Genomic DNA, 26,507 nt, shown 5'->3' with positions numbered 1-26,507 from the left:
GCGGTGTTCGATTACGCACAACAGTGCGGTGTTCGACCTTGTCGGATAAGAGCCGCGTCGTGACATGATTCGCTCACTTCACACAGCCCGAGGAGGAGCCAGGATGCCGTTGGATTTGAACAGCGATCTCGGCGAGGGATTCGGCGCGTGGTCGATGGGGGACGATGCCGCCATGCTCGACATTGTGACCAGCGCGAATATCGCCTGCGGCTGCCACGCGGGCGATCCGTCGATCATGCGCCGCACCTGTGCGCTGGCGGTGGCGAAGGGGGTGCGGATCGGCGCGCATGTCGGCTATCGGGATCTGGCGGGCTTCGGTCGTCGGGCGATCGCCCTCTCCCCCGCCGAGGCTCGTGACGAGGTGCTTTATCAACTCGGCAGCCTGGAGGGCTTCGCGCGGGCGGCGGGTGATCGGGTGCGCTATGTGAAACCCCATGGCGCGCTGTATCACGCCGCCGCGAGTGATCGCGCCCTCGCCGATGCCGTGGTCGGTGCGATGATCGACTTCGGTGGCGGCTTGGCCCTGCTCGGCCCGGCGGGCACCGCGCTGGCGTCGGCCGCGGCCGCGACTGGAATTCCGTTCGTCGGAGAGGGTTTCGCCGATCGCGCCTACACCTGCGAGGGCACACTGGTCCCACGCGGCACCGAGGGAGCGGTCCTGCACGCCAAAGAGGCGGTGGCCCAGGCGGTTTCCATTGCCGTCTCCGGAACTGTCCGCATCGCGGACGGTTCCGGTTCGGTGCCCGTCGCCGCCACCAGCCTCTGCGTGCACGGCGACACCCCCGCCGCGGTCGAGATGGCCCGCCGTATCCGGGAAACCCTCACCGAGGCGGGCGTTCCGATCGAATCGTTCGCATGATTCGGCCCGCGGGTGATCGGGCGCTGCTGGTGGTTCCGGGAAGTCGGGTTGCCGTGGCCGTGTTGGCGGCGGATTTGCGGGACAGTCCGATCTCCGGGATCGAGGATTTCCTGCCCGCGCTCGAAACCATTCTGGTGACGATCGTTTCGACACGTGACGTAGATGTGGTGCGACGAGAGTTGCTACGGCGAATGGATGTGGTTGCGGCCACAGTGAATTCGCGCGATGTTTCCCGTGGAACATTGGCGGGCAAGGGGTTTGCGGATCCGGTGGTGGTTCCGGTGCGATATGACGGGGTGGATCTGGCGGAGGTCGCCGAACATCTGGGGATGTCGCGAGCCGAGGTGATCGCGGCGCATACGGGGACGGTGTGGCGCTGTGCGTTCGTCGGCTTCGCGCCGGGATTCGGCTATCTCGAGTCGCCGGACGGCCGATTGACCGTCCCGAGGCGAGCGCAGTCGCGCACGGCGATTCCGGCCGGGTCGGTCGCTCTCGCAGGGGGTTTCAGTGCCGTCTATCCGTGCGGTTCGCCGGGTGGGTGGCAGTTGATCGGTACGACGGAAGTGAAGATGTGGAAGGTGGATCGGGATCCGCCCGCGCTGATTCGGGCCGGGACGCCGGTGCGGTTCGAGCAGGTCGACCCATGATCATCATCGAGGCGGTCGGACCGCTCGCCACCATTCAGGATCTGGGTAGGCCCGGTTGGTTCGGCTCCGGTGTCGGTCCCTCGGGCGCGGCCGATCGCGGGGCCTTCCGGTTGGCCAACCGGCTGGTCGGCAATCCGGAGGACCGGGCGGTCATCGAGGTGTTGCTCGGCGGGTTGGTTCTGCGGGCGCGCGGACATCAGACGATCGCGGTCACCGGCGCGCCCGCCCCTGCCATGGTGGACGGAGTTCCCGTCGGCCATGCCAGTGTGCTGGAACTCGCGGCCGGACAGCGGCTTCGGCTCGGCTACTGCGCCACGGGGTTGCGCAGCTATCTGGCCGTGCGCGGCGGGATCGATGTGGCGCCGGTGCTGGGTTCGCGCAGCCGCGACACGCTGTCCGGTTTGGGTCCCGAGCCGCTGCGTGCGGGTGACGAACTCCCGGTCGGCGTCTTGCCCCCCACCTATCCGATCGTCGAATTCGCGCCGCTGCCAATGCCTTCGGCGGCTCCGCTCGTGGTGTCCGCGCGTCTCGGCCCGCGCGAGGACTGGTTCGCCGATCCCGCCGCCCTCTTCGTCGGCGAGTGGACCATCTCCCCCGATACCGACCGTATCGGCGCACGTCTCGACCGCCGCGCCGGCCCCCCGCTGCGCCGCGCGCGCGAGGGCGAATTGCCCACGGAGGGTGTGGCACTCGGTGCGATCCAGGTTCCGCCCAGCGGACAGCCGGTGATCTTCCTGGCCGATCACCCGATCTCGGGCGGATATCCGGTGCCCGCAGTGGTCATCGATGCCGATATCGACGCGGTGGCGCAGGCCAGGCCGGGGCAGGTGCTCCGTTTCCGCGCTGTCGGGTGAGCTTCGATCAGCGCAACTTGGCGTGCATGAGATACACGTTGTAGGTATCCCAGGCCGACATGGTGAAGTACAGGTCCGTCGCGGTCGACCACGGATGCAGGAAGCCGCCGTACGCCTTGGGGTAGTCGCCGGTATCGGCCAGCGACACCTCATCGGACCACAGACCCTGGGGGGCGGCGGCGGTGCGCAGCACGATCGCGCCGCGCGCGGTGTCCAGGTAGGTCATCTGCCACAGGTCGGCGGCCGCGTCGTAGCGGATGGACAGCTCGCTCGCGATTCCGGGGACCAGCGGTGTCGCCAAAGTCTCCACGATTGGCGCCCACGAGCCGTTGACCCAGTATTGGTAGGCGGATTTGTTGAGCACCTCGTCCTTGGGGACGCGCGCCAAACCGATCATCCCGATGCGCCCGTTGGGGGTGCCGAACATGTAGACGTAGTCGCCTTTGGGCACCATGGCCGCGACCTGGAAGCGGCCGAGTCCGAACAGGTTGTCCCAGTGCGCGTGCTGATCCTTGATCCAGGTGTCGCCACCGTCTTCGGAGTAGGCGATGCCGCCGAAGTTGGTGGACCACAGGCCGGGAATCCGACTCCAGTGATTGACCGACATATAGCTCAGGTACTGCCGATTCCCCAGCGCGAATCCGGAGGTGGGGATGGTGGTGGTCTCCCAGTTCTTGATCTTGCGGCTGCCGAGCAGTTCGGTGGCGTGGCAGCGACTGTCCTGCACCATGGTGTCGAGCACCAGACCCGCGGACAGGTCGCGGTTGCTGCTGTAGCCGAGCACATTGCTGCGCCAGTCGGGTCCGCCGACGGTGCCCGCCTGCCAGCCGTCGCCGAAGGTGTCGCCGAACATGACCGCGACCTTCCCCGGTTCGCTCTCCCACATCAGCCCGAGGTCGGTGCCGTCGACCTGCCAGCGCATATCGGTCCGGTTGATAGATCCGTGCCCGGTCACCTGACCGACGAGGTCGACCGATTCCACCTGCGGCAGTGCGGTCGGCGGCGCGGCCGGACCCGGTTGGGGACGATGCAGCAGCGGCGGCGGCGCGGGTTGCGGGGGATCCCCCGGCCCGCCGGGCACCGGATACGGGATGGGTTCGATCTCCGGGCGGATCTCGATCTGCGGGAAACGGAACAGGTTGCCGAAACCGGATGAGCCGGACCCGGATGAGTCGGAACCCGAGGATCCCGACCCGTCCTCGGGCGCGGTCGACGCGGGATCGGCGGGCGGATCGGGTACGGGCGTATCCCGGATATCAGGGCACGGATTGCGGCACGGGTCCTCGGGCAGCGGCTCCGGCACGATGCGGGTGTTGTCCTGCGGCGGGTCGGGCACCGGGACCGGCGTGAATTCGGGCACCGGGATGGGGATATCGATGCGGGGCGGTACCTGAACCGGCGGTTGCGGCGGCAGATTCGGATCGGGTTCGCGGGCGAGCGGGTCGAAACCGGTTTCGCCGCAGGCATTCACCGGCGGCGGCTGCCACGGATGCGGCTCGGCCGACGCGCTGGGCGCGGGCAGGGCGGTGAACCCCGCGAGCAGCACACCGAACCATGCGGGCGCGCAACGGCTTCCCATGAGGGGTGAAGATACCCGATCCGGACCCGCCCGCGCGGGAGGTGCGCGAACTCCACCGGCGCCGCCGCGAAAGCGACCGACCGGCACTGGGATTCGCCGCTACCGCCGCGCCGCGTGTCGGCGGGTATTGAGGACGACGGCCGCCATTCCGGCGCAATAGATTACGGCCCCCACCCAGACCACCGGCAGTGAGCGTCCACTCGCCGGGATCAGCAGCGCCGTCACCGCGACGGCCAGTACGAACGCGATATTGAAGACGGTGTCCTGCAGGGCGAAGACCTGGCCGCGGCGGTCGTCGTCGATATCGATCTGGAGGGTGGCGTCGCCGGTGAGTTTGATGATCTGGCCTGCCAGGCCGAGCAGGAACGCCCCGGCGAGCAGCAGCTGGTGCGCTTGGGAACTCGCGACGGCCGAGGCGGTGACCAGCGTGAGCTGTACCAGGGTGGCCAGCGCCAGGCCGGTGAGCACCGTGCGCGGCCTGCCGAGGCGCGGAATGAGCAGCGGTGCGACGACGGCGGCGACCAGCATGCCCGCGGCCGTGCATCCGATGGCCACTCCGAAGCCGAGCAGTCCGCTGCTGAGTCCGGTGCCGTCGGTGGGCGTCTGCCGCAGCACCAGGACCATGATCAGGGTGTTGATCCCGAAGACGACCCGGTGCGCGCCGATGCCGATCATCGCGGTGGTCACCTCGCCGGATTCCCACACCGCTCGCGCGCCGGTGCGCAATCCGGTCGCGATGGCGCGCACCGCGCCGGAGCGCGCGTGGCCGGGTTCGGGTCCGAGCAGGCGGGGTCCGAATCCGACGGCCAGGACCGCGCTGAGGATCGATCCGGCGGCGCTGGCGCCCACCGCGACGGCGGAGGCGAAATCCCCCGCGCCGATACCGCCGATGATCGCCACCGAGGCCGCAGCGCCCGCGCCCGCGCAACCGGAGGAGACGGTGGCCAGCACCGAGTTCATGGCCACCAGCCAGTGTTCGTCGAGCACGCGGGGCAGTGCGGCCGAGACTCCGGCCAGCACGAACCGGTTGATGCCGACGGCGGTCAGCGCGAGCAGTAGCAGCGGTGTCGCGCCGACTCCGGCCAGCAGGCCGACCGCCACCAGTGCGATGAGCACCGTCCGCAACACATTGGCCACCAGCAGGACCATGCGCCGATCCCAGCGGTCCAGCAGCGCACCCGCGTAGGGGCCGATGAGCGAGTAGGGCAGCAGCAGCACGGCGAATCCGGCGGCGATGGCCAGCGGATCGGTCTGTCGCTCGGGATTGAACAGGATCGCCCCCGACAGCGCGGCCTGGAACATGCCGTCGCCGAATTGACCGGTGAAGCGCACCAGCGCCAGTCGCGCCACGCCGGGTGCGCGCAGGGCGGTGCGCAGCGAGATCGGCCGCTCCGCTGCGGGCGTGGAACTGTCGGGGCGACCAAGGGGCACGCCGTGAGGCTACCGTGCCCGCGCGCGGCGCATCGGCGTCGGTGAGATCCGGCAAATCCTCGGCTCGGCCCGAGGCGATTCGCGGCATCGTTCGCCGAGTGGACGCTCGGATCGGGCGCGGCGCCTCCGGAACCTCCTGCGCCCCATCTGTTTCCGATTTTGCGGCCTCCCGGCGGCCTGCGTGGTCACGCTCCGCTACCTCCTTCGGCCGCGTCGCTCGGCCGCGGTGTCCGATTTTGCGGCCTCCCGGCGGCCTGCGTGGTCACGCTCCGCTACCTCCTTCGGCCGCGTCGCTCGGCCGCGGTGTCCGATCCGGCATCGGCGTCGCGGCTGGATGGGCGCCGGTAGGAGGTCCGCGACGTCCCCGATTCGATTAACCGGTCGGTACTGCTCGCCTCGCGTTCACCCACAGGTCGCTCGCGTAAAATGCCGGGTGCGGGACAATGTTCACTGCCGCTCCCACCCCGAGCGGCGCTCGGTGCACGGTCCGGAGAGGAGGACCCGATGTCCACACTCACGACACCGCACATCGATGTGCACCGTGGGGGCGATCGGATGAAAACCAGGGTCTCCTGGCTGGATTCGAAGCACTCCTTCTCCTTCGGCGAGCACTACGACCCGGACAACACCCATCACGGCCTGCTGCTGGTCAACAACGAGGACGTCGTCGCGCCGGGTCAGGGCTTCGAAACCCATCCGCACCGCGATATGGAGATCGTCACGTGGGTGCTGACGGGTTCGCTGGTGCATCAGGATTCGCTGGGGCACAGCGGGGTCATCTATCCGGGGTTGGCGCAGCGGATGAGCGCGGGCACGGGCATTCTGCATTCGGAGAAGAACGATTCCTGGCACATGTCCGGCGCACCCGCCCACGACGAGCCGGTGCATTTCGTCCAGATGTGGGTGGTGCCGGACGAGTCCGGGCGCACTCCCGGCTACCAGCAACTGGAGATCGACGACCAGTTGGCCGCAGGCGCTCTGGTGACGGTGGCCTCCGGTCTGCCCCGCTATCGCGATCGCACCGCCATCGCGATAGCCAGCAGCCATTCGGCGTTCCATGTGGCCCGAATGGGTTCGGGCGGTGTCGATTCGGCTACCGGGGCGGTGGAATTGGCCGGGGGCGGCACCGGATTGATCATCGGCGGTGTCGAATCGACCACCGGTGGTGTCGATTCGACCGCGGCGGGCATGAATTCGGTCGAGGCGGTTGCCGATTCGGCGACCGGTGCGCCTTCGGCCGCGGGACGCGGTCGATCGATCGCGGAGGTGATCGAACTTCCCGACGCGCCCTATCTGCATTTGTTCGTCGCGCGCGGCGAGGTGGAGATGGAGGGTGTCGGCGCGCTCTACGAGGGCGACGCGGTCCGCCTCACCAGATCGGGCGGTCAGCGGATCCGCGCGCGTCGTCCCTCGGAGATCCTGGTGTGGGAGATGCACGCGCGGCTCGGCGCTCAATAGCCCCCGCGTGGTTACGATCGGTTTCGAGACAGATCAAGCCATGGTCGATCAGGCGCGTTCCGTCCCCGCGCCGTAGGTCCGGTCGGCGGACCGGTGTGCGCGTCCGGGGCGGCAGCGATCGAGAGGAACTCCCCCTATGTCCCAGTACCCGCCCGATGACCAGGGGCAGCCGCAACCGCAGCCGGGTCGGTACCCGCAGCCAGGGCAATTCCCGCCGCCGGGTCAGTACCCGCCGCCCGGCCAGTATCCGGGTCCGTATCCGGGTCCCGGTCAGTATTCGGGTCCGGGGCAGTTCCCGCATTATGGGCGGCCGCCGCAGAACAAGGGTCTGGCCATCACCGCGCTTGTGCTGGGCATCCTCGCGATCATCTGCACCGTCACCGTCGTCGGTGTGCCGGGCGGCTATCTGTTCGGCGTCCTCGCGCTGATCTTCGGGTTCATCGCGATCACCAAGGCCGATGCGGGCGGACGCGGTATGGCCATCGCCGGATTGATCACCGGTGGGCTCGGTCTGATCGGCGCGATCGCCCTCACGGTGGTCTTCTACCACCTCTACATCAATTCCGGTGCGAAGGATTTCGTCGACTGCGTCAACAAGGCCGATAACGACCAGGCGAAAATTCAGCAGTGCCAGGACGATTGGGGCACCACCCTGGAGAACCGCTACAGCGTCACTTTGACGCCCGCGCCCCGCTAGCGTCGGCGCAGTATCGGGTGGCGGCGATGACCGCCGCCTGCGTCGGTCGCCGGTCGGCTTCGGGCGCCACCACCCAGTTGCGGTAGCCGCCGCGCTCATCGGTCGGTGAGGGCAGCACCACCCTGGTGCCGGGCAGCGCCACCGAGGCGCACACCCGGAATAGTTCGGCGAATAGGGCGCTGTCCAGGCAGGATTGGTCGGCCGGACCGGTCAGGAAGGTCCAGCGCCGCGAGCGCGGGTGGGCGATGATCGGCCCCGCCGGATCCAGTCGATCGCGGACCCGCTCGCCGAGTCCGGCGGGCATGACGACGGCCCCGACCGCGCCGACCTCGAGCAGGATGCGCCCCAGCACCGGATCGACTATGGCGTAGAGGCCGAACTCCTTGCGATAGCGGCGGCAGCGGGCCAGCGCATCGTGCACGGCCAGATAGTCGAATGTCGCGGCCGGGCTGTCCGATTCGGTATCGCTACCCGTAGGAAAATCGCCGTCCGAAAGAGGAAGTTCGCCGTCCGAGATGGGAAGTTCGCTCTCCGGGTCGTGCGTGCTGCTGCCTTCGGTGCGGGACGTGCTCATGGGCGAACCTCGTCTCGTGTCGGGTGAGGCGTGCGTAAGTGAGGAACCGACCGCGACACGAACCCTAGCCGGACAGACCGGGCATGACAATAGTCACACACCGGTGTCAAACGCGTTCTACCTGCGATGTTGTCCCGATTTCTCGCTGAGAACCCCCTACCGACCAACCGGGCGTAGCATCCCCCCAATGGCACCTGTTTCACCCACCGTCGCGCGCTGGGAGCTGGTGCTGCGGCTGCGGGAATTGCGGGAGGCCCGCGGTTTCGATTCGGCGACCTTCGCCCGACGCGTCGGCTTCACCCCGGCCAACTGGTCGCATGTGGAGAAGGGGCGCCGCGTGCTGACCTCCACCACCATCGGCCCGGTGCTGCAACTGCTCGAGGTGGACCGGGAGGAGTCCGCCGAACTGCTCGCCCTGCTCGAGGCGAGTAAGCAGCGCGGCTGGTGGGCCAAGTCCTCGGCGCTCATCGGTCCGGAATTGCAGCGGCTCTACGGCATGGAGCACGGCGCGCAGAGCATTCGCAGCTACGACAGCCTGGTGGTGCCGGGATTGCTGCAAACCGAGTCCTACGCACGGGCTTTGATCAGCGCCGATGTCATGATTCGCCCGGTGCAGGTGGATCAGTTGGTGGCCATCAGGATGCGGCGGCAGGAGCGGTTGCGCGGCGCGGATCCGGTGGAGTTGACCGCGGTGATCGGCGAGGCCACCCTGCTGCAGCAGACCGGCGGGCCGAAGGTGCTGCGCGGGCAGTTGGAGCGGTTGGCCGAATTGATCGAGACGCACGAGCACATCGAGGTGCGGGTCATCCCGTTCGACGCGCAGGCCGGTGCGACCCTCGGCGGCTCGAGTTTTCACCTGATCGACTTCGCTGGCGAGCGTTTGCCGACATTCGGTTGGTCCGAGGGCGCGGTGTTCGGTGGGTCGGTGGACGACCCGGATCGGGTGCGGGATCTGGGCTTCGCGTACCTGCGCGCACTGGAACAATCCTTGACGCGTACCGAGACATTGGCGCTGATCAGGAGAAATGCCCGCTTGTAAAATCCGCGCATGGCCACCACCGCGACCGGCTGGTTCACCTCGTCTCGTTCCAATAATGGAAACCAGTGCGTAGAGGTCAGGTTCGACGGAGCCGCGGTGCTCATCCGGGACAGCAAATACCGCCGGGATCCGACCAACCGCCCGGCCGACGAACCCATCATCGTCGTCTCGGACCACGAATGGACCGCATTCCTGCGCCATCTCGCGGGCGACCCGCACCGCCTGCACGCCCGCGCCCGCTCCGACGGCCGCATCACGCTCCGCCACGGCCCCACCGCCCTCATCTTCACTCCGGCCGAATGGACCGCATTCGTCGCGGGCGCGCTGGCAGGCGAATTCGATCGGATATCCCGAGTGATCTGAGGAGGTTCCGACCGAATTACGTTCTCACGCCGCGGCTTTCACCGTCACGCCCGGATTTCGTTCAGGCGGCGCAGCGTGAAGGGCTGGGCGAGGATTCCTTCCAGGACCGCGGCCACGTGCTGGAAATGCGGGAGCGCGAAGTGGTGCTCCAATGCCGCGGCATCGATCCACTCTTCCACGAGGATGACCCGATCCGGGTGGGTCGGGTGCGAATACGGTTGATAGGCGAGGCAACCGTCCTCGGCCAGGGAGGGGGCGATCATCGCCGTCAACTCGTCCAGCAGACGCTGTTCCTGTCCGGGCTTGGCGGTGAATTCGGCGATGACGGTCAAGGTATTCGACATTCGACTGGCTCCTGATCGGAATTGGTGGTGACGTTCGGTGTTGCGAACGATGTCCATGGTGTCGCCGCGAAACTGTCGCACCCAGTGCTCCGATCGACCCGGATCGCTCCTGCCTGGGTCCGATAGGACCAGGCAGACGAGGCGGGTGATCTGGGAGGCTGGGCGGTATGGATCGTCCTCGACAGCTCAGCGAATTCCTCAAGGCTCGCCGAGCGCAGCTGCGACCCGAGGACATCGGCACCACCGGTTTCGGGGGTCAACGGCGGGTTCCGGGATTGCGGCGCGAGGAACTCGCCCTCTTGGCCGGGGTGACATATCGGTTAAGCACTACCAAACTGCGCGGGAAGAAGATCCCATTTCCCCGTATGCATCGGTCAGGTGCGTATGACGAAATCCGCGACCGATCCGGCCAGATTGGCCCTGGTGTGGGACAGAAACGTTTATGACTCACACCAGGGTGATTGCGTTAGTTGAGCTGCCGGGGTGTTGCGGTGAACCCCGTCGTGCCGACGGTGATGACGCAAGGCGCCTCATGCCGATCGAGTTCGTGCAGCGCTTCCAACAAATGGGTGGACATCAGCGATTGCCACTGTTGCCATTTCTGGTCTTCGGGATAGAGCCGGGACTTACCTACTTCGACGTAGTAGGCGTACAGGTCATCGCCCGTGACCGCGAACTCGATCGGCACATCAAGCTGTTTGCCGCTGCGGCCGGTGATCCGCAAGCCCTGATCCGACGACGAGATCTCCACCTGCCATTCGCGGCCTGCCGCGATCACCGATTGTGTCAGCTCGGCTGTGGTGGGGTGCGAGCTAGGCACGACATTTACCTCCAGGGAATGCAGTGACGATGATGCCGTTATCGACGATGACTGTGGGTTCGACGGTTTTCGCGATCTGCCCGTTGACGTGGTTGACCAAGTATATCTGCCCTGAGTAACAGGTTCTAGCGCCTTGCGGGACAACGAGGTCGGGGGTATCCAACGATTTGCTGATCGCCATGTCGGCGATGTCGCGCCAGTTGCGGTTTTCGATCGCTGCCAGCCCTTGCCACTCCTCGCCGTGCTTGGTTTGGATGTGCCGGAATCCGTAGCCGGTATTACCGCAGGTCAACCGCGCTTTGCTGTAGTTTGCAACAACTTTGTCTTCAGGAGTGCTGATACCGCACGCTCCCCACACTTGCTGCGCGGAAGCTGTTGGCGCGGAACTGATGACGGCGGCAATCGTCGCTGCGATCAAGGCAGCGGTGGCGAGTTTCGTGTGATTCATGGTCTTCCCCCGAGTGTTGCGATGTATGTGCCATCGGCGACTGTTGAGTTGTATTCTGGGATAGGGTTTTTCATTCGCCTACTTGGACGCGGGTGTTCCAGTCACCGTTCCAATATGTGATCTACATCACATTTTGTCGTGGTGTAGTCGAATACCGGGAACTTCCCGCCGAATCCGATGCAGCCTAAGGTATTTCGAAAGTGAGTCGACCGAACCGATGAAGCGGTGAGCACCAACGACCTCTTGTGGCAGATGCGAACGCCTCACCCCGGAGGCGGGGTTGGCACCCGGAAGCTCCGGCCGATCATGGTTCGATACGACCGCGCGGACCAGAGCGTGATGGCCGAGACGGGCTCGGCCGATCGTCAGCAGACGTAAGTCCTTGTCCGAATCGTCGGTCATCAGTCCGGGCCGGTAGGGCTTTGGCTTGCCCGGCCGCCAAGGAATCAATCGACGGCCGGTCTGGTACTGGTCACCAGGCGGTTTGATGTAGAAGTTCGGCTGTTCGACCAGTGTGCGCGCTTCGTCCTCCGAATATGGCCCGTAGACGGCCGATGGGTAGCTTCGCCCGGCGTCGTCTCTGTGGTAGACCAGCACGCCCCATTCCGGCGTCCAGTCCACCAGGAATCGGGTAACCCAGTCGTCTTCGGCCCAGCGGTCACGACCACGGCCGTACTCATCGCCGGTCGGCAGGCTCATCGCACACGTCGCCCTTCATCGATGTTCCTCACATTCCCGCCTTTCATTCGGGTTGGAGACCGGAGAACCGCCTTATCCCGAGGTGTGTGCGGGACAGGGCGGTTCGGTGGCGACCTACGGCCTATCGACCTTCGGAGCTGCCCGACATTCGGGCGCGCGAATGATATTGGGGTGTAAGGAATTCCGCCCAGTACTCATGCCGCACCGCCTCCCACAGCCGCGACAGTTTCGGGAACCGCTCACGCATCTGCGCCAGGTCGGGCGCAGCGGTCGGGACTGCGACCGACATCAGCGGGGTTGCATCGGAAACCTTGCCTACCAACATCATTCGAATGCAGTGATGGTCGAGCTGCCAGACCGCCTGCCAACCGTCCACCTCGGTGCGATGTTCGCTCGTCCCGGCGCTTTCGGTCGCGTCCGTCAAGGGTTCTCGGGATGGCCGTTGCCATCCGCCCCCGAAGTCGGAAGCGCCAATTCCGACAGTTTGTCGAGTACTTCACGCAGCGTTCGATACGTCGGTCCGCCGCTGTTGGGCGGGTCGCTGTCCAGCGGCGGGAACTCGATTCCCCGTGCCGCCGCCCGCTCGCGCGGGGTCAACGACTGCGGCGTGAGTCTTCCCGCAGCCACCAACGTGTAGTACGCCGCCGCTTTCCACGCGCACCGGACGATCCGGCACGCGCGATGGGTGCGCATCTGCTCGTGGGCCAACTCCACATCGGCGTACCCACAGACGAGGGGCGGTGTCACGATCGTGGTGTCGCCGATCACGGCGCACCCGCCTCGGCCGGTGCCGGTCGCGCGACCTTCGCCCATGTTGTTGCGGGGCAAACAGTTTCCAGATCGAAGTCTTCGCATACCCGCGCCGGTTGATCGTCCACCTGTGCGAGGTCATAGACCACTATCGCGGCCACATTCAGCCCCGCCGCTATGCCCAGGGCGTATCCGATCGGATCGGGAGCATCCTGCGGGGGTCGCACGGTGTAGACGTACTGATACCCCAGCGACAGCGCGTGGCGCTGCACTTCGACCGCGTGCCTGGGCGCGTGCGACCCCGACACTCGAGTTCGTACGAACCCGACTGCCTGCGGCCCGCCGCCGCCGGCGGTGGTCGCGTTGCCGCCGTGCGGTGGTCCAATTTGCGGGGTCTTCAAATCGCCATTCAAAGTCGAGCCCCTTTCTGGTCGTACGCCACGAATTCGGCGGCCCCGCCGTCGAGCGGCAGTGCTGTTTGGCATCGGCCGGTCGCGCTGCTGGGTCGATACCTGCCGGGGTGATCCTGATCACTAGAGAACGGGTGCTTGACCGGAAAGGTTGGCGCATTGTTCAGCCATGAACTAACAAAACTCTTGGCAGCTTTTGCAGGTGGTCAACAGTCCGGTATCGAATGGCGAACTAACAAGAAACTTGTTACTCCCGCAATACGATTCGGGCGACAATGAGCCATGACCGAGGATCGCCGTGGTGTTGGAGCCCGTGTCGCCGAGCGCCGCAAGCTGAACGGACTGACTCAGCCGCAACTGGCTGACCGGTCAAACCTTTCCGCCAGCTTGGTAAGGCAAGTCGAACAGGGCCGGGTGCCCGCGACTCCCGCATTCCTGGCAGCCGTCTCGAAGGCGCTGCACTGTTCGGTCGCCGATCTGACCGGGCAGCCGTACCCGCCCGCCGCCGGTCGTGATACCGAGGCATATACCGCTATCGGCGCGGTTCGCGCCGAACTCGCCGCATATGATCTCGACCCGGACGAAACGGTGACAACTATTCGCCCGCTGGCTGAGATCGAACTCGATGTCGCCGACATCGGGCGCGCTCGACGAAATGCGTCATTCCAGAAGCTCGGTGCGCAACTGCCGACGCTGCTGCCCGAGGTTCGGGCTGCGGTTCATCGCAGTACGGGCGTTGAACGCGATCGAGCGTTCGTCATGCTGTGCGAGCTGTACTACAGCTCCCACAGTCTCGCGCACAAACTCGGATTCGCCGACCTCGCGACCATCGCGATCGAACGAATGGCGTGGGCCGCGAACGAATCCGGCCACCAGGTGTGGATGGCGGCCAGCCAGTTTCAGCGCGCCGCGATACTCACCTCCGGAGGTAACTGGAACGCGGCGTTGAAATACCTCGAAAGCTGTAGGGCAAGTATCGAATCGCGGTTGGTGGCCGGACATCGCGGGGACCTTGTCAGCTGGGGTGGGTTGCACCTGCAATCCGGGCTCGCTGCCGCACGGTCCGGTCGCCGCAGTCTGGCCGACGCGCATTTGGCCGAGGCCAGGGAGTCCGCCAATCGACTGGGAGCCGATGGCCTCGACCCCATCCTGACATTCGGCCCCACCAATGTCGGTATCTGGTCAGTCGCGCTAGCGGTTGAAGGTCTGGACGCTATCGAGGCGTTGAACCGGGCATCGGCACTCGTGATTCCGGCCGACATGCCCAAGGAGCGCGTCGGTATGCATTGGATCGACGTATCGCGCGCGTACCTATTGAATGGCGATCGGACCAGCGCATTCGATGCACTCGCCGCAGCGCGAACCATCGCGCCCGCACAGACCCGCTACAACCCGATGGTGCACGAAACCATCCGCGCCCTTGCCCGCGCCGAAGCCCGCCGAACCGACACCGTAGCCGGGTTCGCCGCTTGGTGCGGCATCACCAGGGCGGTGTGAACCTCTCAGGCGGGAAGCCCTTTCTCCGCCGAGGGTGTCAGGAACTCGACCCTGACGCCCGCCGTGTACAGGTGGCGTTCATCGAGGAACCGGCGCGTGTGCGGCTGCTGTTCGTGCGTCCGATGCGCCGCCTGGTCGGCGTACACCTCATAGAACACCCGCGCCAGCGGCTCATCCTCGACCACATGGGTCGCGTAAACCAATGTGCCCGGTTCGGATTCACGAATCGCGGCTACCGTTTCGGCGACCAATTTGTCGAAAGCGATCGCCTTCTCGGCATCGATCAGATCGAACCGGACAACTAGCGCGAACATCGGAGCCCCTTCGGTGTCGACACCACCCGAAACTCGGGCGCACGCTGCATCTGTCACACCCTACCCCTGCCGTTCGCAGGATGACCGCCGCTCGCGAGGGAACCCTGTGCACAGCGCATCAAGTCAGCCGACACCGTTAAATATCTGCGGCACAGCCATGTTCGAGCGGTGAAAAGCAGGAGCACTATAGCGATGTGCACCGCCGCGAGGTGGTCGCTGCAACAGACTTGTCCGGTAATCGCGTCGTCGCCACCGCGCCGGACCCTCACCCCACACCCGGCCCTTCGCGAATATATCCCTGCCGGGGTATGACCCTGGACGACGCGACGCGCGAGAACATGGCCGCGACCAGGCGATCCGGCCACCTCCGGGTGTAGCGGCCTGATCGCCACAGGGAACGAGACACCGACGACCACACCGAAAACCACACGCAACACCACGCCACGCCACGACCGAGCGTCGACACGTCACAACGGGTCCGTTACCAGCTCGAGAAATTCTCGACCGAAGCCGACCCTGAAAGCGAGTGGACGATGCCATATCGAATGCATCCGCACCCGGCCGACACGAACTAGCGCCATTGCCCCTTTCCGGCGTATTCGGGAAGCACTTCATGCGACACAAACGCCAGAGAGGGTCCCCTAAACAGGAACGGCGACAGGGACTGTAGCGCCCTGACGGGAGTGGTCGCGACGGCAAATTCATGATGCGTGAGTGTCGAAATCAGAGGGTGCCGCCAGCAGTACACAGGTGTCCGAAATCCATACCTCGAGCGTTCTCCACCGAGAGCACACCGAACGCTTGGTATTCACTCGGAGGTGCATTGATGACGCGATATCCCACCGGAATCCGCCGGTCCGACACCCACGTGGAGACGGTCGCGGCCGACACTCCGAATTCCGACAGCGGCGGCGATGACACCGCCGATCGGACCGTGTTCGGCACGTGCGGACCCCCTGCGCCCGCGAACGCCGCTGCCCGCGACGCGGCGGACGCCAAGGGACGTATGTGGGTGGGGCCGACCAGTGAGCAGACCCGCCGCCTGGTGGCCGAGAGCCGTCTTCGGCAGGGCCTGCCGGCGGGTATCGAGAACCCGGCTGTGATCGAGTCGCTCGCGCTGTTCCTGCGCAACGCGCTGAACACCCTCGACGCCGACGAGGCGGCATGAGACGACCCGGATCACAGCTCGCGCCAGATGATCTCGACGCTCGAGTTGTCGAACCGCCATGTCTTGCCGTTCTGGTCCACCCACTTCGCCGCGTAGACGCGGGCAGGTTTGATGACGACCTTCTCGATCAGCCGCGCGGTCGCCTCGTGTCGCCACCGCGATCCCTTCGTGTCCCATGCCTTGCGCAACTCTCCCGGCGTGGACCCGATGTCGGCCAGCGCTGCGAGGGCTTGCGCACCGCGCAGTGAGTCCTGTTCGCCGCGAAGGTCTTTCAGTGTCTTCTTCAGTCCCGCGATGGTGCGTTCCAGGACCCGCAGGTCGTCCTGGTCCCGCGCCCCGCTCAACACCTCGGTCCGTCGATCGGTCTCGGCGTCCAGATTCCCGGCCGCGGTCTCGATCCGCTGCTGTAGCTGCGCGATACGCTCGGCGTTATCGTTCCCCCGATCCAGACGCGCCAGGATCTGCGGGTTCTCGTGAGCGGCGATGACCTGCTGTGCCACGTACATCTCCACCGCGCCCGCGTCGCGGAACACCTTCCCGCACCCGCACACCACCTTCGTCGCGTCCTTCGCCCGGCACACATACCGGCGCTGCACGTTGATCGTGTCGTCCTTGCGCTTCCGTTGCAGCATCGCGCCCACCATCCAGTTCCCGCACTTCCGCCCGGCCCGTTCACTGCCCTCGGGCCACACGCCGCCGCACTCGACCAACCCGGTCAGTTCGTATTCCCCGTTGCGTTGACGCGGACGATCCGGGTCCTTCGCGCGCCGGTGCGCCGAGAGCGCGACCCGCATCGCGTCGTGCTCGGCGCGGGTGAACACGGCGGGCCACTGCGCGCGGTGCCGGGTACCGGTACGTTCGTGCACCCGGATACCGTTGCCCTCCGGGTTGTTCAAGCATTCGCAGCGCTGCCCGTTCACGTCGGCATGTTCTCCCAGGTCGTAGGCCACGTACGCCTCCAGCAACAACTGATCGGCCAGTTTGCCCACCCTCCACTGCCCACCCTTGGACGTGGTGATCCCGCGCTTGTTCCAGTCGGTGATGATCGTGGTCTGGCTCTCGCCGTTGATCGTCCGGTCGCGGCCCTCGTGCAGCACCGCCACCTCCTCGGCGCGCAGCGCGTACCGGTCGAGGATGTCCTCACCGGTGATCGGGTGCGTACCAACGACTTTCCCGTACCCGAATCGGCGTGAACCACCCTGCATGACCCCCTTCGCGGCTTCCTCGCTCATCCGGTCCAACAGGTTCTCGGTGTTGGTCTCCCGATACTCCGCCGCTTCGGCGACCTTCACCATGAAGTTCTTCCGCCCCGCACCGGTGGCCAGGTCGTATTCGCTGTCCTTCATGAACACATACCGCACCCCCTTGTCGCGTCCGAGCTTCATCAATTCGTTGCCCAGGTCGTAATCACGAGTCAACCGCGCCACATCGCGGGCAAGGATGATCTTCGACGGGCCGGAAGCCACCAATGCCAGTCCTTCCCGCAACGCCGGACGGTCCGCGTCCGCCCCCGACAGATCGTTGTCGCAGAGGATCCGCGCCAGCGCCAGCCCTGTGCGGGCCGCGTAGGCGACCTCGTTCTTGGCCTGGAGCTGTACCCCCTCGGCGCGATCCTTCTCATCCCGAGAGATACGCACATACCCGTACACCCAGTGCGACGGGTCCATATCAACCACCGCATCGGCCAACACGGCGTTGATCTCCACCAACCAGGCAGGTTCCTTGCGGGCTACGGTCCGTTTCATGACAACCACAATAGGGATGTAGTGTATATTTAACGTCTCGCCCGGGGTCAGCGTCGACTACTACAAGCGCCTGGAGCAAGGTCGCGCCCGCAATGTCTCGCCGGAGGTGCTCGATGCCGTCGCCCGTGCCTTGCGACTCGATGCCGATGAACGCGCTCACCTGCACAACCTCGCCAAACCCGCCGCGGCGCGGAAGCGACCGAGCCGACCGCAGCAGGTCGGGTCGGAACTGCGGCAGGCCCTGGACGCGCTGTCGTCCGTTCCGGCCTACATCATCGGCAGGCGGCTCGATGTGCTGGCCTGGAACGAGCAGGCCCGCCTGCTGATCGCCGACTTTCCGACACTCGCGGCGGCCGAGCGCAATATGGCCCGCCTGGTCTTCCTCGACGAAGCATCTCGCGACCTTTACCCGGACTGGGAGACCAAGGCCCGTGACACCGTGGCGAACCTGCGTTTCGACGCGGGCCGCCCCGACGATCCGCGACTGGCCGGTCTCGTCGGTGAACTTTCCCTGGCCAGCAGCGATTTCCGTCGCCTGTGGGCCTCCCACACCGTGCACGCGAAAACCAGGGGCCGCAAACGATTCCGCCACCCGCAGATCGGCGAGCTCGCCCTCGACTATGTGGCCATGCGCGCTCCCGACGACCCCGATATGACGATGATGATCTACAGCGCCCCCACCGGATCCGCCGCCGCGGCGAACCTTCAACTTCTCTGCGCACTCACAGCCGGACGCCCATCGCACGCGAACTCTGCCCCGGACCCCGTGCTCCAAGAAACGGAGCATCCATGAACCGAGCCTCCTGGCCATCCGACCGGTTTCCGTCCCGCCGGTGGCTGGGAACACGGGGTGGGGGTCGAGGCGGGTCGGCATACTGGACTGCGTGACTTCCGAGCTGATCAGGCCCTCCGGTATCGACCTGTCCCACCGCGACGAGCGCATCAGGGCGCAGGACGACCTGTTCGCGCATGTGAACGGCAAGTGGTTGGACACCTATGAGATTCCGGCCGACCGGGCGGTCGACGGTGCGTTTCGCGCCATCTACGACCAGGCCGAACTGGATGTGCAGCGGATCATCCAGCAGGCGGGGGCGCGGGGCGAGACCGATGCGGACGCCCGCAAGATCGGCGACCTGTACGCCAGTTTCATGGATACCGAGGCGGTCGCCGCCGCGGGTCTGGAGCCGATCCGGGCGGAGTTGGCGCAGCTCGCCGCGATCACCGATCGTTCAGAGTTCGCCGCACTGCTCGGGCGCTTGCAGCGCACCGGGATCGGCGGCGCGCTCGGTTTCTATGTCGATACCGACGACAAGGATTCCAGCCGCTACCTGGTGCACGTCCCGCAGTCCGGTATCGGCCTGCCCGACGAGAGCTACTACCGCCAGGACGAATACGCCGAGATCCGGGCCAAATACCTGGACTACCTGACGGGTCTGTTCCGCTCGGCCGCGGGCTATCCGGGCATCGCCGAGTTGCTGCCGCAGGATGTGGACACGGTCGGCGCGCGCATCCTCGAACTGGAGTGCAAACTCGCCGCGGGGCACATGGATGTGGTGCGCCGCCGCGACGCCGAATTGACCTACAACCTCACCACTTTCGCCGACCTGAGCGCCGAGAATCCCGAATTCGACTGGACAGCTTGGACTTCCGCACTCGCCGAGGGTCTCGATCGCACCGGTCCGGAACTCTTCGCCGAAATAGTGGTCCGCCAACCGGATTACGTGCGCGCCTTCAGTCAGGCGTGGGCGAGCGAATCCCTCGACGACTGGAAGGCGTGGGCGGCGGCGCGCGTGCTGCGCGCCCGCGCCCCCTACCTCACCGATGAACTGGTGGAGGCCAACTTCGACTTCTACGGCCGCACCCTCACCGGCGCGCAGGAGAATCGGGAGCGCTGGAAGCGCGGTGTCGGCCTGGTCGAGGATCTGCTCGGCGAGGCCGTCGGCAAACTGTATGTGGCCGAGCACTTTCCGCCGGAGGCCAAGGCCCGCATGGTGGAGTTGGTGGCCAATCTGCAGGAGGCATACCGCCGCAATATCGCGGATCTGGAGTGGATGGGCGCGGACACCAGGGCCGCGGCGCTGACGAAGCTGGGCAAGTTCACCCCGAAGATCGGCTACCCCGACAAGTGGCGCGACTATTCGGCCGTCCGCATCGATGCGGGCGACCTGGTCGGCAACTATCGCAATGGTCATGCGGCCGAACACGATCGGCAGTTCGCCAAGTTGGGCGGCCCGGTGGATCGCGACGAGTGGTTCATGACCCCGCAGACGGTCAACGCCTACTACAACCCCGGCATGAACGAGATCGTCTTCCCCGCCGCGATCCTGCGGCCGCCGTTCTTCGATATGCACGCCGACGATGCCGCCAACTACGGCGGGATCGGCGCGGTGATCGGGCACGAGATCGGTCACGGATTCGATGATCAGGGCGCGAAATACGATGGCGACGGCAATATGGTCGACTGGTGGACCGATGCCGATCGCTCCGAATTCGGCAAGCGCACCGGGGCTTTGATCGCCCAGTACAGCGAGTTCTCGCCCAAGTCGCTCTCCGATGAGCATCACGTCAATGGCGAGTTCACGATCGGGGAGAATATCGGCGATCTCGGCGGGCTCTCGATCGCCCTGGCGGCGTACCGGATTTCGCTCGGCGATGCCGATTCCCCGGTCCTCGACGGCCTGACCGGATTGCAACGGGTGTTCTTCGGTTGGGCGCAGGTCTGGCGCACCAAGGCTCGCACCGAGGAGGCGATTCGCCGTTTGGCGGTGGATCCGCACTCGCCGCCGGAGTTCCGCTGCAATGGTGTGGTGCGCAACCTCGATTCGTTCCACGAGGCGTTCGAGGTGACACCCGGTGATGCGCTGTATCTGGATCCCGCTGAGCGCGTGAAGATCTGGTAGTCGCACAGATGAGCGCCCGCCGCCCTGGGGCGGGCGCCCATCGCACCGCGGCCGAGCGCCGGGGCCGGAGGCGGTAACGAAGTGTCACCACGTAGGCCCTGTCGCTCGGCCGCAGATCAGACACCCCGAGCGCCGGGGCCGGAGGCGGTAACGAAGTGTCACCACGCAGGCCACCGGGAGGCCGCGAATCAAATACCGCCGGGGACGACCGGTCCCCGGCGGGGGATTCAGCGGAGGCGTTCCTCGGTGACCGCGTCGAAGAAGAACACCTCGTCGAGCTTGGGCCGCAACCGAAGTCGGTCGCCGAGCGCCACCCGGAAGCGGCGGTCCACCCGTGCCACCACTCTGCCGGTGCGGCTGGTCCACTGCTCGGTGACCCCGTGGCTGTAGACGAAGGATTCCGCGCCCAGTTCCTCGAGCAGTTCGGCGTCCACCGCCAGGCCCGTGTCCTCGGTGGTCACCTCCCAGGATTCGGGTCGGATGCCGACGATGATCCGCGCGCCCGCCGCGAGTCCGGTGGGCAGCGGGATCCGCAGCTCGCCCAGTTCGGCCGCGCCGTCGCGCACCGGGGCCTCGAGCAGGTTCATCCCCGGTGAGCCGATGAATCCGGCGACGAAGGTGTTGACCGGGTCGTCGTAGAGTTCGCGCGGCGCGGCGATCTGTTGCAGCAAACCGTCTTTCAGCACCGCGACCCGGTCACCCATGGTCATGGCCTCGACCTGATCGTGGGTGACGTAGACGGTGGTGGTGCCCAGCCGCTTCTGCAGGCCCGCGATCTGTGAGCGGGTGCTGACCCGGAGTTTGGCGTCCAGGTTGGACAGCGGTTCGTCCATGCAGAACACCTGCGGCCTGCGCACGATGGCGCGGCCCATGGCCACGCGCTGACGCTGCCCGCCGGAGAGTTTGGCCGGTTTGCGTTCCAGCAGCGGTTCGAGTTCGAGCATTCGCGCCGCCTCGTGGACCCGAGTCATGGTGTCGGCCTTGTTCATTCCCGCGTTGCGCAGCGCGAAGCCCATATTCTCCGCGACGGTCATGTTCGGGTAGAGCGCGTAGCTCTGGAAGACCATGGCCACATCGCGGGCGCGCGGCGGCAGTCCGGTGACATCCGTGCCGCCGATCAGGATGCGCCCGGATTCCACCGATTCGAGTCCGGCCAGCATGCGCAGGCTGGTCGATTTACCGCACCCCGAGGGGCCGACGAGGACGATGAACTCCCCGTCGGCGATATCGAGGTCCAGCTTGTCGACGGCGGGGGTGGGCGCACTGGGGTACAGGTGCGTAACACCCTCGAACTGCACTGTCGCCATGCTGATCCGGTCTCCTCGTACTGGGTTGGTGGTGCTTACTTGGGCAGTTTGGGCGCGATCTGCCGGTCGTAGATCTGCTGGAGCTGACCGGTGACATCGGCGAAGACCGAGGCCACGTCCTTGTTCTGCAGGCCGATCTGCTCGAGTCCGGTGCCGATGATCTGGTCGCCGTTGGGCAGGAAGACGCGGGCGTAGTCCTGGGATTTGGTCAGCGGCAACTGGTCGATGGCGACCTTGGCGTTCGGGTTCTTGGCGAGGAATTCGACCTCGCTCGGATTGCTCACCGCGGATTTGCGCACCGGCATGTATCCGGTGGCCTGGGAGAAGTAGGCGGTGCTTTCCGGATTGGTGAGGAATTCGATGAACTTGAGCGCGTTCACTTTTCGCTGATCGGAGATGCGCGCCGGAATGGCCAGGCCGGCGCCGCCGGTGGTGACGCCGGGTCCGCTCGGGTGCGGCAGGTTGGCGGTGCCGAAGGCGAGTTTGCCGTCGGCGTTGGCCTTGATGCCCTTCAGATCACCGGTGGAGGCGATGGTGGAGGCGATGACGCCGGTGCCGAAATCGGTGGCGATGGCGGGGCGGATGGCCGCGTACTTCTTGACGTTGATGCTGTCGCGCAAGTAGTTTCCGGCGGCGATGGTGCCCGGATCGTTGAACTTCAGCTTCCACTGGTCGGAGTAGGCGCCGCCGAAGGTCCAGTTCGGACCCTGGAAGGTCCAGGCCAGGTAGTTCTTGGCGTCACCCCAGCCGTGCGCGAATTTGCCGTCGCCGACGACGGATTGGAGTTTGGGACCCCACTCGTCGAATTCCTGCCAGCTGTTGGGGCCGCGGTCGGGCAGTCCGGCCTTGGCCCAGACATCCTTGTTGTAGTAGAACAGCGGGGTCGAGCGGGAGTACGGCAGGGCGTAGTGCTTGCCGTTGAACAGGTAGTCCGAGGCCAGCGAGTCGACGTAGTCGTCGAGTTTGACGCCCGCGTCGCCGAAGTGTCCGTCGAGGGGTTCGATGGCGCCGGTCAGCGCGTAGTTGAACCACCAGACATCGGAGAGCACGACGACGTCGGGCAGGTCGCCGCCGGAGAGCGCGGCATTGAACTTCTGCGCGACCTCCTCGTAGTTGCGGCCCGCGTCGATCAGCTTCACCTTCAGGTCCGGGAATTTGGCCTGGAAGCGGCTGATCAGCTCGAGTTCCTGGTCTTTGGAGGTGCCGGGGTGGTTGGACCAGAAGTTGATGGTGTTGGCGTCGCCGCCCTGTTTGGAGCCACCGCCGCCACCCGCGCACGCGGTGAGCGCGACGCCCGCGGCGGCCGCGCCCGCGATGCCGATGAACCCGCGCCGCGACAGCGTCGGAAATTTGGAACTGGACACGTGGTTTCTCCTGTTATCCCTTGACCGCACCGGAGGTGAGGCCCTTGATCATGTGTCGTTGCAGGACGAGGAAGACGATGAGGATGGGCAGCATGGTCAGCAGCGTGCCCGCCATCACCGGCCCCCAATTGGTGACGCTCGGGTTCTCGGTGTTCTGCAGCAGAGTCAGGCCGACCGGCAGGGTGGCCACCCGCGAGTCGTCGGCCATCAGGAACGGCCAGAGGTATTCGTTCCATTCGTTGACCAGGGTGACCACGGCGAAGGCGACCATGGTCGGTCCGGACATGGGCAGCACCACCCTGGTGAGCAGTCGCCACCAGTTCGCGCCGTCCATTCGGGCGGCCTCGATCACCTCCGAGGGCAGCGACAGGAAGTGGTTGCGCATGAGGAAGGTGCCGAAGGAGACGCCGCAGAGCGGAACGATGATGCCCTGCAGGGTATTTCGCCAACCGAGCTGGGCCACCAGCGCGTAGTTGGAGATGACGGTGATCTGGTTGGGCACCATGAGCGCCGCGATGATCGCCAGGAACAGCAGGTTCTTGCCCGGAAAGCGCAGGAAGACCAGCCCGTAGGCGCTGAGCACGCCGAGCACGAATTTCACCAGGGAGATGACCCCGGTGATGATGACGGAGTTGCGCAGGAAGGTGGCGAACGGCAGGGTCGTCGTCGCCTCCTTGTAGTTCTCCGGATGCCAGCTGTGCGGCCAGTAGACCGCGGGCTGGGTGTAGATATCGGGGCGCGCCTTGAACGAGGTGATCAGGATCCAGAACAGCGGGACGCCGACGATGATCAGTACGCACACCATGGCGGCGTAGCCGAGCGCGGTCACCAGCCTCTGCTGGTTTCGGTACGAAATCGCCTGTTGGCCTGTGAATTTCACTGTCAGGGTGCTCACTGCTCGCTCCGATCCATGATGCGAACCTGGACCAGGGTGACAACGAGCAGCACCACGAACATGATGGTGGCCACCGTCGCGCCGTAGCCCGCGCGGAAATTGCGGAACGATTCCAGATACACCTGATAGACCATGGTTGTGGTGCCGGTGCCGATCGGTCCGCCCCTGGTCATCACATTGATGATGTCGAAGACCTGCAGCGAGTTGAGCAGCACGGTGATGGACAGGAAGAACGTGGTGGGGCGCAGTTGTGGCAGCAGCACTCGGCGGAAGGTGGTCCAGCGGCTCGCGCGATCGATCTCGGCGGCCTCGAGCAGTTCGGTCCGAACTCCTTGCAGCGCGGCCAGATAGATGACGAAGCTGTAGCCGAGGTTTTTCCAGATGTAGGTGACGGTCACCATGAACAGCGCCCAGTGCGGATCCTGGTAGAAGTCGGGCGCCTGGCTCACGCCCAGTCGATGCAGCACATCCTGCACCAGGCCGAAGCTCGGATCGAAGATGAACTGGAAGGCGACGCCGATGGCCGCGCCGGAGATGACGAACGGCGCGAAGATGGCCGAACGGACCAGGTTGCGGCCCCGCAGTTTTCGATCGAGCAGCAGTGCGAGCACCAGGCCGAGCACCATGCTGCCGACGACGGCGGCCACGGTGAAGATGACGGTGTTGCCGACAATCTGCCAGGTGTCGGCGCGTCCGAACCATTCGATGTAGTTGTCGAGTCCGACGTAGTTCACGAACGGGTCCGACATATTCCAGTCGGTGAACGAGAGTCGAATGTTGTCCAGCAGCGGCCGATAGACGAACAGACCGAGCAGCACCAGGTTCGGCACCACGAGAATCAGGAACAGCGCGTAGTCCGACCAGGGTCGATTGCGCAGACCACGCCCCTGTTGCTGGGGCAGGACTCGTTCCGGACTAGTTCGCACGGCGGAGACTCTACGGATGCGAGCAAACGATCGGTTAACGAAAAGCGCCGACACGCTGAACTTTCCGGACGCCATGGCGCCCGCGTTTCCGCCCCCCTCGTCGGATGCCTTGTCGTAGCCGGCAGACGATGCACTGGGTTGCCCAGCGGTGGGCGCACCCGACGAGTTTCCCATATTCTCCCGAAATCACTTGTCGTGCTCAGGCCTCGCCGGAGCGCTACGGCCTTTCGGGAGCGTAAACGGACAATTGATCCGCCGTATGGGAAATCGGCGGACCAATCGGCCAACTGCGTATGAACTTCTCCGAGCTGGCGGGCTCGGGGTCGGGCTTGGGGTGTCAGTCGTTCCAGTCGCCGAGGCCGTCGCTGGTGCTGAGCGTGCCGCCCTTGGTGTTCTGCACGACCACCGGGTCGCCCCGGTGCACGTTGTCGAAGAACCACTTGGCATTCTCGGTGCTGACATTCAGGCAGCCGTGGCTGGCATTGGAGTTGCCCTGCTGGGCCACCGACCACGGGGCCGCGTGCACGAAGATGCCGCTGTTGGACATGCGCGAGGCGTATTCGACTTCGACCTTGTAACCCTCCGGAGCGCTGACCGGGACGCCGTAGGTGGAGGAGTCCATGATCATCTTGCGCAACTGCTCGCCGATGTAATACGTGCCGTTGGGGGTTTCGTGCTTGGTCTTGCCCATGGAGATGGGCATGGTCTTGACCACCTCGCCATTGCGGGTGATGGTCATCTCGTGGGTGGTGTCGTCGGCGGTGGAGACCACCGCGTCGCCGATGCGGAAGCTGCTGACCGTACCGCCCGCCTCGACCTTGACATCGGTGTTGTCCGGCCAGAACTCATTGGGCCGCCAGCGAACCTGCTGATCGCCGCGCCAATAGAAGTGGCCCGGAGCCTTTTTCGACGAGGTGACCTTGATGAACTTCTCGGCCGCGGCGTGATCGGCCACCGGCTCCTTGAAGTTGATGACGATCGGCTGGGCCACGCCCACGGTGTCGCCGTCGGCGATATTGATCGACGGGGGCGCGAAATTCGGCCCCTGCGGCGCCTGGGGCGCGGTGCCCGCCGATCCGGAGCCGAACAGGCCCGGCAGACCGATATCGGCCTGAGCGGGGGCGCTGACGACCGCGCCCGCGGCGGTGACGGCCGCGGTTAACAACAGGCCCTGCCGCAGCCGGCGCGATAGCCGCCGATCCCCTGAGGAGAGCGACTTCGTTCTGTTGTTCGCGGCGATACGCATAGGTTTCTCGTCCATTCCATCCCGCTCCGCACGCGCGCGCGAGAACTGCAGATTTTTCCCTGGTACGGGGCCTGCTCGAAGCGCCCCGCGGATTTTGACGGCCCGACCCTGCGTCATTCCTACCGTCCGGGACCGACAGGAATCCAGCGCCATTCGCCCTTGATACGGGCCGA

General features: G+C 65.8%; 28 protein-coding genes. 11 read left to right on the top strand and 17 right to left on the bottom strand.

Annotation, left to right across the window (positions count from 1 at the left end; translation table 11 throughout):
- The first annotated feature begins 103 nt into the window (after window positions 1-103).
- From D5S18_RS12325 to D5S18_RS12315, 3 genes are read left to right on the top strand one after another with little or no spacing between them, the layout of a single operon-like run.
- Complete coding sequence (locus tag D5S18_RS12325; RefSeq protein ID WP_120040037.1) at window positions 104-859, top strand: LamB/YcsF family protein; 756 nt, start codon at window positions 104-106, stop codon at window positions 857-859.
- Window positions 856-1,506 carry a 5-oxoprolinase subunit B family protein gene (locus tag D5S18_RS12320; protein WP_120040035.1) on the top strand — a complete coding sequence of 217 codons (651 nt, stop codon included), beginning with the start codon at window positions 856-858 and terminating at the stop codon, window positions 1,504-1,506. Before D5S18_RS12325 ends, D5S18_RS12320 begins: the two co-directional genes overlap by 4 nt.
- On the top strand, window positions 1,503-2,360 hold the full coding sequence (locus tag D5S18_RS12315) for a 5-oxoprolinase subunit C family protein (RefSeq protein ID WP_120040033.1): 858 nt from the start codon (window positions 1,503-1,505) through the stop codon (window positions 2,358-2,360). Before D5S18_RS12320 ends, D5S18_RS12315 begins: the two co-directional genes overlap by 4 nt.
- A gap of 7 nt (window positions 2,361-2,367) precedes the next feature.
- On the opposite strand, the gene D5S18_RS12310 is transcribed toward D5S18_RS12315, so the two are convergent.
- Together D5S18_RS12310 and D5S18_RS12305 are read right to left on the bottom strand one after the other, a co-directional pair.
- Entirely contained in the window at window positions 2,368-3,939 is a 1,572-nt protein-coding gene (locus tag D5S18_RS12310) for a glycoside hydrolase family 183 protein (protein WP_120040031.1), read from the bottom strand.
- Window positions 3,940-4,038: 99 nt separating this feature from the next.
- Window positions 4,039-5,370 carry an MFS transporter gene (locus tag D5S18_RS12305; protein ID WP_439651108.1) on the bottom strand — a complete coding sequence of 444 codons (1,332 nt, stop codon included), beginning with the start codon at window positions 5,368-5,370 and terminating at the stop codon, window positions 4,039-4,041.
- A gap of 504 nt (window positions 5,371-5,874) precedes the next feature.
- On the opposite strand from D5S18_RS12305, the gene D5S18_RS35655 reads away from it, so the two are divergent.
- Entirely contained in the window at window positions 5,875-6,828 is a 954-nt protein-coding gene (locus D5S18_RS35655; protein ID WP_239003695.1) for a pirin family protein, read from the top strand.
- Between the two features lie 136 nt (window positions 6,829-6,964).
- Window positions 6,965-7,525 (top strand): DUF4190 domain-containing protein, encoded by a 561-nt coding sequence (locus tag D5S18_RS12290; RefSeq protein ID WP_120040029.1) that lies wholly within the window; start codon window positions 6,965-6,967, stop codon window positions 7,523-7,525.
- On the opposite strand, the gene D5S18_RS12285 is transcribed toward D5S18_RS12290, so the two are convergent.
- Window positions 7,500-8,099, bottom strand: a complete 600-nt coding sequence (locus D5S18_RS12285; protein WP_345789757.1) for a hypothetical protein — start codon at window positions 8,097-8,099, stop codon at window positions 7,500-7,502. The two genes, D5S18_RS12290 and D5S18_RS12285, sit on opposite strands and share 26 nt — an antisense overlap.
- Before the next feature lie 187 nt (window positions 8,100-8,286).
- Between D5S18_RS12285 and D5S18_RS12280 the strand changes: the two genes are divergently transcribed.
- A complete protein-coding gene (locus D5S18_RS12280) occupies window positions 8,287-9,138 on the top strand; it encodes a helix-turn-helix domain-containing protein (protein WP_120040027.1) in 852 nt (283 codons plus the stop codon).
- Between the two features lie 9 nt (window positions 9,139-9,147).
- A complete protein-coding gene (locus D5S18_RS12275; RefSeq protein ID WP_120040025.1) occupies window positions 9,148-9,501 on the top strand; it encodes a DUF397 domain-containing protein in 354 nt (117 codons plus the stop codon).
- A 44-nt stretch (window positions 9,502-9,545) separates the two neighbouring features.
- Here the strand turns inward: D5S18_RS12275 and D5S18_RS12270 are convergent, their stop codons facing one another.
- The 7 genes from D5S18_RS12270 to D5S18_RS12235 all read right to left on the bottom strand — a co-directional run bounded on the left by D5S18_RS12270 (window position 9,546) and on the right by D5S18_RS12235 (window position 12,870).
- Window positions 9,546-9,845, bottom strand: a complete 300-nt coding sequence (locus D5S18_RS12270) for a putative quinol monooxygenase (RefSeq protein WP_120040022.1) — start codon at window positions 9,843-9,845, stop codon at window positions 9,546-9,548.
- 466 nt (window positions 9,846-10,311) lie between these two features.
- Complete coding sequence (locus D5S18_RS12260) at window positions 10,312-10,623, bottom strand: hypothetical protein (RefSeq protein WP_120040020.1); 312 nt, start codon at window positions 10,621-10,623, stop codon at window positions 10,312-10,314.
- A gap of 34 nt (window positions 10,624-10,657) precedes the next feature.
- Complete coding sequence (locus D5S18_RS12255) at window positions 10,658-11,113, bottom strand: hypothetical protein (RefSeq protein ID WP_120040018.1); 456 nt, start codon at window positions 11,111-11,113, stop codon at window positions 10,658-10,660.
- A gap of 126 nt (window positions 11,114-11,239) precedes the next feature.
- Window positions 11,240-11,812: a hypothetical protein gene (locus tag D5S18_RS12250; protein ID WP_120040016.1), complete on the bottom strand. Its 573-nt coding sequence runs from the start codon at window positions 11,810-11,812 to the stop codon at window positions 11,240-11,242.
- 121 nt (window positions 11,813-11,933) lie between these two features.
- The gene (locus D5S18_RS12245; RefSeq protein ID WP_120040014.1) at window positions 11,934-12,236 is read right to left on the bottom strand and encodes a hypothetical protein; all 303 of its coding nucleotides are present in this window, start codon (window positions 12,234-12,236) and stop codon (window positions 11,934-11,936) included.
- Window positions 12,233-12,580, bottom strand: a complete 348-nt coding sequence (locus tag D5S18_RS12240; RefSeq protein WP_147403940.1) for a hypothetical protein — start codon at window positions 12,578-12,580, stop codon at window positions 12,233-12,235. Before D5S18_RS12240 ends, D5S18_RS12245 begins: the two co-directional genes overlap by 4 nt.
- Window positions 12,577-12,870 (bottom strand): hypothetical protein, encoded by a 294-nt coding sequence (locus D5S18_RS12235; protein WP_147403939.1) that lies wholly within the window; start codon window positions 12,868-12,870, stop codon window positions 12,577-12,579. The genes D5S18_RS12240 and D5S18_RS12235 overlap by 4 nt, the downstream gene beginning before the upstream one ends.
- Before the next feature lie 384 nt (window positions 12,871-13,254).
- On the opposite strand from D5S18_RS12235, the gene D5S18_RS12230 reads away from it, so the two are divergent.
- Window positions 13,255-14,469 carry a helix-turn-helix domain-containing protein gene (locus D5S18_RS12230; RefSeq protein ID WP_120040009.1) on the top strand — a complete coding sequence of 405 codons (1,215 nt, stop codon included), beginning with the start codon at window positions 13,255-13,257 and terminating at the stop codon, window positions 14,467-14,469.
- 5 nt (window positions 14,470-14,474) lie between these two features.
- On the opposite strand, the gene D5S18_RS12225 is transcribed toward D5S18_RS12230, so the two are convergent.
- Window positions 14,475-14,783 carry a putative quinol monooxygenase gene (locus D5S18_RS12225; protein WP_120040007.1) on the bottom strand — a complete coding sequence of 103 codons (309 nt, stop codon included), beginning with the start codon at window positions 14,781-14,783 and terminating at the stop codon, window positions 14,475-14,477.
- 826 nt (window positions 14,784-15,609) lie between these two features.
- Here D5S18_RS12225 and D5S18_RS12220 point away from each other — a divergent pair.
- Window positions 15,610-15,951 carry a hypothetical protein gene (locus tag D5S18_RS12220; protein WP_120040006.1) on the top strand — a complete coding sequence of 114 codons (342 nt, stop codon included), beginning with the start codon at window positions 15,610-15,612 and terminating at the stop codon, window positions 15,949-15,951.
- Window positions 15,952-15,962: 11 nt separating this feature from the next.
- Here the strand turns inward: D5S18_RS12220 and D5S18_RS12215 are convergent, their stop codons facing one another.
- A complete protein-coding gene (locus D5S18_RS12215) occupies window positions 15,963-17,696 on the bottom strand; it encodes a recombinase family protein (RefSeq protein ID WP_120040004.1) in 1,734 nt (577 codons plus the stop codon).
- 25 nt (window positions 17,697-17,721) lie between these two features.
- Here D5S18_RS12215 and D5S18_RS12210 point away from each other — a divergent pair, with 25 nt between their 5' ends.
- Both D5S18_RS12210 and D5S18_RS12205 read left to right on the top strand, forming a co-directional pair.
- Window positions 17,722-18,489, top strand: a complete 768-nt coding sequence (locus D5S18_RS12210) for a helix-turn-helix transcriptional regulator (RefSeq protein ID WP_120040002.1) — start codon at window positions 17,722-17,724, stop codon at window positions 18,487-18,489.
- Between the two features lie 82 nt (window positions 18,490-18,571).
- On the top strand, window positions 18,572-20,596 hold the full coding sequence (locus D5S18_RS12205) for a M13 family metallopeptidase (protein ID WP_439651115.1): 2,025 nt from the start codon (window positions 18,572-18,574) through the stop codon (window positions 20,594-20,596).
- Between the two features lie 227 nt (window positions 20,597-20,823).
- On the opposite strand, the gene D5S18_RS12200 is transcribed toward D5S18_RS12205, so the two are convergent.
- The 5 genes from D5S18_RS12200 to D5S18_RS12180 form a co-directional block, all read right to left on the bottom strand.
- Complete coding sequence (locus D5S18_RS12200; protein WP_120039998.1) at window positions 20,824-21,903, bottom strand: ABC transporter ATP-binding protein; 1,080 nt, start codon at window positions 21,901-21,903, stop codon at window positions 20,824-20,826.
- Between the two features lie 35 nt (window positions 21,904-21,938).
- Complete coding sequence (locus tag D5S18_RS12195) at window positions 21,939-23,267, bottom strand: ABC transporter substrate-binding protein (RefSeq protein WP_120039996.1); 1,329 nt, start codon at window positions 23,265-23,267, stop codon at window positions 21,939-21,941.
- A 13-nt stretch (window positions 23,268-23,280) separates the two neighbouring features.
- The gene (locus tag D5S18_RS12190; RefSeq protein ID WP_239003736.1) at window positions 23,281-24,072 is read right to left on the bottom strand and encodes a carbohydrate ABC transporter permease; all 792 of its coding nucleotides are present in this window, start codon (window positions 24,070-24,072) and stop codon (window positions 23,281-23,283) included.
- A gap of 86 nt (window positions 24,073-24,158) precedes the next feature.
- Complete coding sequence (locus tag D5S18_RS12185; RefSeq protein WP_203236688.1) at window positions 24,159-25,088, bottom strand: carbohydrate ABC transporter permease; 930 nt, start codon at window positions 25,086-25,088, stop codon at window positions 24,159-24,161.
- 337 nt (window positions 25,089-25,425) lie between these two features.
- Window positions 25,426-26,349 carry a L,D-transpeptidase gene (locus D5S18_RS12180; RefSeq protein ID WP_120039990.1) on the bottom strand — a complete coding sequence of 308 codons (924 nt, stop codon included), beginning with the start codon at window positions 26,347-26,349 and terminating at the stop codon, window positions 25,426-25,428.
- Window positions 26,350-26,507 lie beyond the last annotated feature (158 nt).

This window comes from Nocardia panacis (assembly GCF_003598715.1).
Classification (GTDB): domain Bacteria; phylum Actinomycetota; class Actinomycetes; order Mycobacteriales; family Mycobacteriaceae; genus Nocardia; species Nocardia panacis.
The sequence above is the reverse complement of the archived record's forward strand: the minus strand, read 5'-3'. Positions and strand labels throughout refer to the sequence as shown.

Excerpts from the sequence above, each read along its gene's own strand:
- D5S18_RS12325 (WP_120040037.1), top strand. The coding sequence starts at position 104 with ATGCCGTTGGATTTGAACAGCGATCTCGGCGAGGGATTCGGCGCGTGG.
- D5S18_RS12320 (WP_120040035.1), top strand. The coding sequence starts at position 856 with ATGATTCGGCCCGCGGGTGATCGGGCGCTGCTGGTGGTTCCGGGAAGT.
- D5S18_RS12315 (WP_120040033.1), top strand. The coding sequence starts at position 1,503 with ATGATCATCATCGAGGCGGTCGGACCGCTCGCCACCATTCAGGATCTG.
- D5S18_RS12310 (WP_120040031.1), bottom strand. The coding sequence starts at position 3,939 with ATGGGAAGCCGTTGCGCGCCCGCATGGTTCGGTGTGCTGCTCGCGGGG.
- D5S18_RS35655 (WP_239003695.1), top strand. The coding sequence starts at position 5,875 with ATGTCCACACTCACGACACCGCACATCGATGTGCACCGTGGGGGCGAT.
- D5S18_RS12290 (WP_120040029.1), top strand. The coding sequence starts at position 6,965 with ATGTCCCAGTACCCGCCCGATGACCAGGGGCAGCCGCAACCGCAGCCG.
- D5S18_RS12285 (WP_345789757.1), bottom strand. The coding sequence starts at position 8,099 with ATGAGCACGTCCCGCACCGAAGGCAGCAGCACGCACGACCCGGAGAGC.
- D5S18_RS12280 (WP_120040027.1), top strand. The coding sequence starts at position 8,287 with ATGGCACCTGTTTCACCCACCGTCGCGCGCTGGGAGCTGGTGCTGCGG.
- D5S18_RS12275 (WP_120040025.1), top strand. The coding sequence starts at position 9,148 with ATGGCCACCACCGCGACCGGCTGGTTCACCTCGTCTCGTTCCAATAAT.
- D5S18_RS12270 (WP_120040022.1), bottom strand. The coding sequence starts at position 9,845 with ATGTCGAATACCTTGACCGTCATCGCCGAATTCACCGCCAAGCCCGGA.
- D5S18_RS12255 (WP_120040018.1), bottom strand. The coding sequence starts at position 11,113 with ATGAATCACACGAAACTCGCCACCGCTGCCTTGATCGCAGCGACGATT.
- D5S18_RS12250 (WP_120040016.1), bottom strand. The coding sequence starts at position 11,812 with ATGAGCCTGCCGACCGGCGATGAGTACGGCCGTGGTCGTGACCGCTGG.
- D5S18_RS12230 (WP_120040009.1), top strand. The coding sequence starts at position 13,255 with ATGACCGAGGATCGCCGTGGTGTTGGAGCCCGTGTCGCCGAGCGCCGC.
- D5S18_RS12225 (WP_120040007.1), bottom strand. The coding sequence starts at position 14,783 with ATGTTCGCGCTAGTTGTCCGGTTCGATCTGATCGATGCCGAGAAGGCG.
- D5S18_RS12220 (WP_120040006.1), top strand. The coding sequence starts at position 15,610 with ATGACGCGATATCCCACCGGAATCCGCCGGTCCGACACCCACGTGGAG.
- D5S18_RS12215 (WP_120040004.1), bottom strand. The coding sequence starts at position 17,696 with ATGAAACGGACCGTAGCCCGCAAGGAACCTGCCTGGTTGGTGGAGATC.
- D5S18_RS12200 (WP_120039998.1), bottom strand. The coding sequence starts at position 21,903 with ATGGCGACAGTGCAGTTCGAGGGTGTTACGCACCTGTACCCCAGTGCG.
- D5S18_RS12190 (WP_239003736.1), bottom strand. The coding sequence starts at position 24,072 with ATGGTGTGCGTACTGATCATCGTCGGCGTCCCGCTGTTCTGGATCCTG.
- D5S18_RS12180 (WP_120039990.1), bottom strand. The coding sequence starts at position 26,349 with ATGGACGAGAAACCTATGCGTATCGCCGCGAACAACAGAACGAAGTCG.